The organism is Paenibacillus forsythiae T98, from assembly GCF_000520735.1.
In the GTDB taxonomy this organism is placed as follows: domain Bacteria; phylum Bacillota; class Bacilli; order Paenibacillales; family Paenibacillaceae; genus Paenibacillus_AQ; species Paenibacillus_AQ forsythiae.
In genome coordinates this window covers 1-7,095 of record NZ_ASSC01000192.1, presented here as the reverse complement: position 1 = coordinate 7,095, position 7,095 = coordinate 1, and the positions used below count along the sequence as shown (strand labels likewise).

Here is a 7,095-nt window from a genome sequence, read left to right as displayed (position 1 = left end):
CGGCAGCCGTATGAACGGGCCGCGTGTCCGCAGGTCTGGAGCCAGAGCCGTCAAAGAGAGAGCCGAGAATCAGAATCAGGGCAAGGGGGAGCAGGATGAGCTTAAAGTAAAATACTTTGGATTTGGCCAGCAGCCGAATATCGAGGAGCAGGAGATGCGCCAATCGGTTCAATGAATTTCCCTCCCTTAGTCCCTTAACGATTTGCCGGTCACCTGAAGAAAAATATGCTCCAGGTTGGCCTCTTCGTATTTGAAGCTTGTCGGCTGAAGGCCCGATTGCTTCAGAGCGTCCAGTATGCCGATGGGGCTTCCCTCCTTCGGCGACAGCAGGATCACAAGCCGGTCAGGCTCCAGGGCTACCCGCCTCACTCCGGGAAGATTTTCGATGTCCGCCGCCTTCGCCTGTCCGGAAGGCTGAATGTCTACGGTTAAAGTGTCCAGGACGCCGAGGCTTTCCCGGAGTTCGTCTTTTGTCCCGAGCGCGATGAGCTTTCCGTGATCCATAATGGCGGCTCTTTGGCAGACAGCTTCTACTTCCTCCATGTAGTGGCTCGTATAGATCACGGTCATTCCCCGTTCCCGGTTAAGCCGGCGGACCGTCTCCAGAATGTGATTTCTGGACTGCGGATCAATGCCGACCGTCGGTTCGTCGAGAATCAGCAGCCGGGGAGAGTTCATCAGCGCCGCGCCGATATTGACTCTCCGTTTCATCCCTCCCGAGAACTGGGACACATCCTGCTTCTGCTTATCCTGAAGCCCGATAATCTCCAGCACCTCGTCGACTCTGCGGCCCAGCGCCTTGCCGGAAAGTCCGTACAGGCATCCGAAAAATTCCAGATTGTCTCTGGCGCTCAGCGGTTCGTACAGGGCGATGTCCTGGGGGACGATTCCCATGATTTTCTTGATTTCCAGCGGATGCTTGTGAAGGGATTTGCCGCTTATGCGTATTTCGCCTCCGGTCGGCGAGAGCGTGGTCGAAATCATGGAGACGGTCGTGGACTTTCCGGCTCCGTTCGGCCCCAGCAGCCCGAGAATTTCTCCGTCCTCAACCTTTAGCGAAACGTTGTCGACGGCGGTATACCGGCCGTATTTTTTAGTAAGATTGATCAGTTCGAGCATCATTTCCATCCTTTCCCGTGGCGGTTCGTTTCACGCTACTTTCAAGTTACGGACTTATTGTACGGCTAAACCGGCGGCTTCCCAATTCACGAAAGTTATCAATATATTGATTACTTTCGTCATCTACAGTTTGCCGGGAGAACATGATATGATTGGCCCCAGCAATGTCTTTTTTATTAAGGAAGGGTTGAAGGATGAGAATATTCGCATCTCCCAGGAACAGGGTTCTCGTTCTGCTCGCATTCAAGGGTTGCATGCTGTTGGCCATATTGAACAGGCTTCTGGATTACACACTGACCCGTCCGGGGACCGGCAGTCTTCTGCTGGCCGCCGCGCTGCTTGCGGGTATTAACGACTATGTTAGAAGCCGCCGGTGCCTTGGAGTGAACAGGCAAGGATTCCTGATCTCTATCGTCGTCAGCACTGCGCTTCTTGGAGGAATAAGCTGCGTTGCCCCAGATTCCGCTATATCGATCTACACCCTGATGCTTGTTATTGAAATATTCATATTTGCCGGGGACGTCTCCGTGTTTCTGCTGCTGTTCCATTTCGCGGGCTTTATTATGCCGTTTATGCTCGATCCCTCCGCGGAAGTACTGGAAAATGCGGCTGTCAATTATGGGAGCTTTGTATTAGTCGGGATGCTGTTCCGGAGCATCGTCAGCGAAAAGGTAAAGACCGAACAGTTGTATTCCGAGCTGGAATCAGCAAACCGGAAATTAAAGGAATACTCGAACAATATAGAAGAACTGGCAGTTGCCAAAGAACGGGCCCGCATCGCCCAGGAACTGCATGATTCGATCGGGCATTCCCTCATTGCCCTGAGCATGAATCTGGAATATGCGGAGTATGCCATGGACAAATTCCCCGCCAAGACCAAGGAAGTTATCTCCAAGGCCCATGAGATTTCGAGGGAAGGGATGGCGAATCTCAGGGAAGCGGTGAGTGTGCTTCGGGAGTCCGACTCCGCCTGGCCTCTCCGCAGTTCTCTGCATGAGATTTTCGCCAACTTCGAGCGGACGGACCGGATTCAGTTTGACCTGCGAATGGATGAGGAACTGGAAAACGAAGAGCCGGATATCAAAAGCTGCCTGTATAAAACGGTGAGAGAAGCGGTCACCAACGGCATCCGGCATGGCCGGGCGACGGCCTTCACGGTGGATATCCGCAAGCGCGAAGCGGAAATTATGCTGGTCGTAAACAATAATGGGCTGGGGAGCGGCCATCTCATGAAATCGGACGGATTGCAGGGAATCGAAAGGCGCGCGGCGGTCCTTGGAGGCAAGCTTCATATTCAATCGGGTGAGGAAAAAGGCTTCACACTCGAAGTCCGTATTCCGGGGTGAAGTCCCAGCAAATCGGAGAATGCCGTTATACCAAATGCGGTCAGGTGGAGGATCTGCTGTATGATCAATGTGGTGATTGCCGACGATCAAGTCATTGTCAGAGAGGGTTTGAAAATGATTTTAAGCCTTCATGAAGAGATTCATATTCTTGGAGAAGCGAAGAATGGGCGAGAGCTGCTTCAACTGCTCGACCATGCCGTCCCCGACGTCATTCTGATGGATATCCGGATGCCCGAAATGGATGGAATTGAGGCCACCCTTGCGGTAAAGCAGCGGTATGCGGCCATCAAGGTGATCATCCTGACCACCTTCAACGAGGACGAGTATATTTTCGAAGGTCTCAAGAATGGCGCCGACGGCTACATTTTGAAGGATTCGGGCTCGCGGGAGATCATGAATGCCATCAAGACCGTGTGGGAAGGCGGCGTTCTGCTCAATCCGAAGGTGGCGGCGAAGATGGCGGAGGCCTTTCAGGGCAAACGGAAAGAGGGCCCGGAGACGGAGAACAAGCTGCATCTGCTTACTCCAAGAGAGCTCGAAACGGCGCGGTATCTTCTTTCCGGCAAGAGCAACAAGGCCATCGGCGAGGCGCTTTTCGTCACGGAAGGTACGGTGAAAAACTATATGTCCCGGATACTGGAAAAGCTTGAGCTGGGCAACCGGACCGAGCTTATCCTGTATCTGAGCAAGCTGGACAGGATCTGATGAATTCCGATAACCGTACTGCCCGCGCCCGCTGCGGGCTTTTTTCTTGTGGCTGATGTTTAGTTTATCCGTTATGTCTGAGCCGAGAAGCGACGGAAGAGACGAAACGAGAGAGTTTAAACGGAAAAAGCGGAGCTAATTCGATGCGAAACCGAGGTGCAGCGCGGACTAAAGGGAAATGCTCCAGCTAATTCGGAGGAAAGTGCCGGAATCTGGCCTCATGCCAGAGATTAGCTGGAGTTTTTCCGTCTGATGTCCCAAACGAGTCCACAATCAGAAGAATAAAGGGGGATTTTCCGGTTATTATAGCCGGACGCCCAAAATAATTCGAACGAATTCTCCGGTACTCTCCAAGTATAGAGTGTAAGACCGAAGGGGGAATGGCGGATGAATCATCCCAACCAGGATTCGCAGCTCGCAGCGCTTGTGCTTGCCGGCAGCCGTGAAGCGTATAGCCAGCTGTATGAAAGAACGATAACCGAGGTGTACCGAACCGTCCGTTTCCTCATTGGCGGGTCATCCGATACGGATGATGTCGTCCAAGAGATCTACATGCAGATGTACCGGTCCCTTGGGCAGTATGATGCGGCGCGGCCTTTCCGTCCGTGGCTGATGGGGGTGGTCATGCGGCAAATCCGGGCCTACCGGAGAAGGAGGTGGAATCATATCCGCCTGATTAAAAAAGTCCAGCGGAGTACCACCCTGGATCACGATTTTTCGGGGGAAGTGGTGGATAAAGTATCTTACCGCCCCCTGATCGCAAGCGTGGAACGCCTTCCGTACAAGCTGAAGCAGGTTGTGATTCTGCACTATTTGAACGAGTATTCGCAGGAGGAAATTGCGGATGCGCTCGGCATTCCTCTGGGAACGGTGAAGTCCCGGATTCACGCCGCCTTGAAGAAGCTGCGCAGCAAGCGGAGCAGTCAGATTTTGCATAGGGGAAAGGTGGAGAAGCTGCATGAAGCTTGAGGAAGAGCTGCGGGAGGCATTGCGGGAAGAAAGCAGGGGCTGGACGGCGCCGCCGGAGCTGAAGGACAGAATACTGAATCACCAATCATTGAGACCGGAGGGAAGAAGAATGAAAAAATGGATTGCGGTCGGCATTCTGGCCGCCGTGCTGCTCGTTCCTACCGGAGCCTATGCCGGGTATCACTACCTGGCGGACTCCGTATACGGCTCGCAGGAGCGGCTTGAGCAATTCGGCGGCACCCAGCAGCAGTATGACCATCTTGAGAAGAAGCTGCAAGCGGCAAAGCAGAGCCTTAACCCGCAGGAGTTCGCCAAGCTGATGGGCCTGCTTAAAAAATTGGGAGATTATAATCTGAAAATAGCCGATGACAAGGGAGCGCTGCATCCCGAGCGGCTGAGCCCTGAAGAGCAGGAAGCCTATAAGAAGCTGAACGCGGAGCTTGAACCTTATTTTGAGAAATTGAACGCGGAGGGAGCCGGGAATGGGGGCGTGAAAGAAAACGGGCAACAGGCGGACGACGCCTGGAAAGAGGTGCTGGCCCATGCGGAGCAAAACCTCAGCAGTGCGGATCTTGCCAAAGTAAAAGGAATCATCGGCGAGATTCAAAAGCTGCAAGCCCAAGCGTCCCGGTCGGACGGCAGCGTTCGTGCCTTTACGAACGAGGAGAAGGAGCAATTGAAGGAACTGATTCGGCAACTGGAACCCTACCAAAGTCAGCTGGGAATTATGCTGAAGCCGGTGAAATAGAACAAAGGTGCGAACCCCAAGCTCCCATAAAAACCCCGGGGGATTCGCACCCCTTGCGGGACAAGGGTTTTCGCGTTATTTTATAGTAGGAAGCCCTTTTTAAAGAGCCGTTTTTAAGAGGTTCGCACTAAAGCGTTTGCAATTCCTTGCGGAGCAAGGGATCGCAGCGGGCGCTTCGCTCCCCGTGCGGGAGCGTGGATTGAAATATAGATGCAATGCCAGCAAAGTCCGGGTTATCTCGTCGCTCCCCGTGCGGGAGCGTGGATTGAAATAAAAAATCGCACCATATGCGGTAGATGATTATATTCGCTCCCCGTGCGGGAGCGTGGATTGAAATTATTTAGAGAAAGGGTGAAGAGGATGGAGTTTGATCGCTCCCCGTGCGGGAGCGTGGATTGAAATATTTTCTAAACCGACCAGCACATCGGTTATTTCTTTCGCTCCCCGTGCGGGAGCGTGGATTGAAATATGCCGCAGTAATTGTATGGCATCCGATAACTTGTTCGCTCCCCGTGCGGGAGCGTGGATTGAAATAGTTTGAGCGCCGAATGGCAGCTTGGGTCGAACGCGTCGCTCCCCGTGCGGGAGCGTGGATTGAAATGTGTAGGCGACGAGGTAGCGTTGTGTGAATGGGAGTCGCTCCCCGTGCGGGAGCGTGGATTGAAATATCGATGATCTGAAGCTTACTGAAATCAAGCGCGTCGCTCCCCGTGCGGGAGCGTGGATTGAAATGCGTTTGCATCACTACGTCTGTGCCGGATTCCTGCAGTCGCTCCCCGTGCGGGAGCGTGGATTGAAATAGCGAGATCCAACTATTTCCGGACCGCTTGGATCAGGTCGCTCCTCGTGCGGGAGCGTGGATTGAAATCGAATACACCGTGGGCCAATCAGTCCGTCACAAGTCGCTCCCCGTGCGGGAGCGTGGATTGAAATTGTTCGGGATTGCGTGCGGAAACTCCGTAAAATGCCGTCGCTCCCCGTGCGGGAGCGTGGATTGAAATATCATATTGGCCACTTGGGTCGTCATCAAGTACACGTCGCTCCCCGTGCGGGAGCGTGGATTGAAATCGATATCGGTGGTGCTGTAAAGCGATTGTTTACGTCGCTCCCCGTGCGGGAGCGTGGATTGAAATGACGCCGCGCCGCCAGCGCCCGGCCGACAGCGGAATGTCGCTCCCCGTAAGGGAGCGTGGATTGAAATATTACGTCGGCTGCGGTTCCTTGAATTGGCGTATTGTCGCTCCCCGTGAGGGAGCGTGGATTGAAATATCTTGGTATGTGGCGTAACGTCCGGCTTTGTCAGTCGCTCCCCGTGAGGGAGCATGGATTGAAATGTCATCCTTGTCAAATTGCGTCAAGTCATATTTCTCGTCGCCCCCCATGCGGTAGCGTGGTTTGAAATTAAACACTAATATGAAAAAGCACCGAAAGCTCCGCTTTTACAGCAGAGTTTCGGTGCTTTCGTTACCTAGGGGAATATTACTCTTTTGCGCGAACCTCAAATAAATCGCTCGGGCTGATGTCGAAATATAAACATAACTTCACGATCAGTTCTGCCGAGATTTTTTTCTTCTCCATGTTGGTGTTATGCATCAATTCCATGATGGTTGTTCTGCGATGCCCTATCTCTTTTGACAATCTCAAAATTTACAGATTACCATGCTCCTTCAAAATCTCGTCCAGTTTGCAGTGAAGTGTATATTTGTTAAATTCCATTTCGGTCCTCCGAATCAAAATGTTACACTACAAATGTGCATGTGGTATATTGTGGATGCAAGAGTTGAACTTTAAAAGTGCAATTGTACAAAGAAAAACCATTCGCAGTCAGCTTGCTTTTTGCAGATAGATATTTTTAAAAAATTCGGTGAGGATGCATATGCCCAGACGTCGCCCACTATGATCCAGACCTTACATTTCAAGAACTTGTTCAGATGCTGCATATCCGCTTGAAGGACAGGGATTAAAAAAAGACATGCAAATCATATTAGATTCTCCATCCAGATGCAATCAGTTTATACATAAAATTGTTAAAAATGAAAAATGGACTGCTGAACTGGCGATCTGCTATAGGAAAACAAATCCAGACCTCAGCCTGATTGAAGCCATAGAAAAAGAGGCAAAGTCCCGGGGAAAACAGTAACCTCAACATGTTGCTGCCCCGGACCTGTATTGTTATGTTTGGTGCGAACCCCAAGCTCCCATAAAAAT

The 7,095-nt window shown here is 52.1% G+C and carries 6 protein-coding genes and 1 CRISPR repeat array; of the genes, 4 read left to right on the top strand and 2 right to left on the bottom strand.

Going from position 1 to position 7,095, the window contains the following annotated elements:
• Positions 1–186: 186 nt before the first annotated feature.
• Positions 187–1,119: an ABC transporter ATP-binding protein gene (locus tag L692_RS0107025; RefSeq protein WP_025698421.1), complete on the bottom strand. Its 933-nt coding sequence runs from the start codon at positions 1,117–1,119 to the stop codon at positions 187–189.
• A gap of 194 nt (positions 1,120–1,313) precedes the next feature.
• On the opposite strand from L692_RS0107025, the gene L692_RS30525 reads away from it, so the two are divergent.
• The 4 genes from L692_RS30525 to L692_RS0107005 all read left to right on the top strand — a co-directional run bounded on the left by L692_RS30525 (position 1,314) and on the right by L692_RS0107005 (position 4,887).
• Positions 1,314–2,465, top strand: coding sequence for a sensor histidine kinase (locus L692_RS30525; RefSeq protein WP_025698419.1), 1,152 nt, complete (start codon positions 1,314–1,316; stop codon positions 2,463–2,465).
• A 63-nt stretch (positions 2,466–2,528) separates the two neighbouring features.
• Positions 2,529–3,170: a response regulator transcription factor gene (locus tag L692_RS0107015; protein ID WP_198027716.1), complete on the top strand. Its 642-nt coding sequence runs from the start codon at positions 2,529–2,531 to the stop codon at positions 3,168–3,170.
• A gap of 387 nt (positions 3,171–3,557) precedes the next feature.
• Complete coding sequence (locus L692_RS0107010; RefSeq protein WP_025698416.1) at positions 3,558–4,139, top strand: sigma-70 family RNA polymerase sigma factor; 582 nt, start codon at positions 3,558–3,560, stop codon at positions 4,137–4,139.
• Positions 4,129–4,887 (top strand): DUF3600 domain-containing protein, encoded by a 759-nt coding sequence (locus L692_RS0107005; RefSeq protein WP_025698415.1) that lies wholly within the window; start codon positions 4,129–4,131, stop codon positions 4,885–4,887. Before L692_RS0107010 ends, L692_RS0107005 begins: the two co-directional genes overlap by 11 nt.
• Before the next feature lie 174 nt (positions 4,888–5,061).
• Positions 5,062–6,289: a CRISPR direct-repeat array (repeat unit 32 nt; unit sequence GTCGCTCCCCGTGCGGGAGCGTGGATTGAAAT).
• Between the two features lie 77 nt (positions 6,290–6,366).
• Here the strand turns inward: L692_RS0107005 and L692_RS33430 are convergent.
• Complete coding sequence (locus L692_RS33430) at positions 6,367–6,525, bottom strand: helix-turn-helix domain-containing protein (protein ID WP_269636720.1); 159 nt, start codon at positions 6,523–6,525, stop codon at positions 6,367–6,369.
• Between the last annotated feature and the right edge of the window lie 570 nt (positions 6,526–7,095).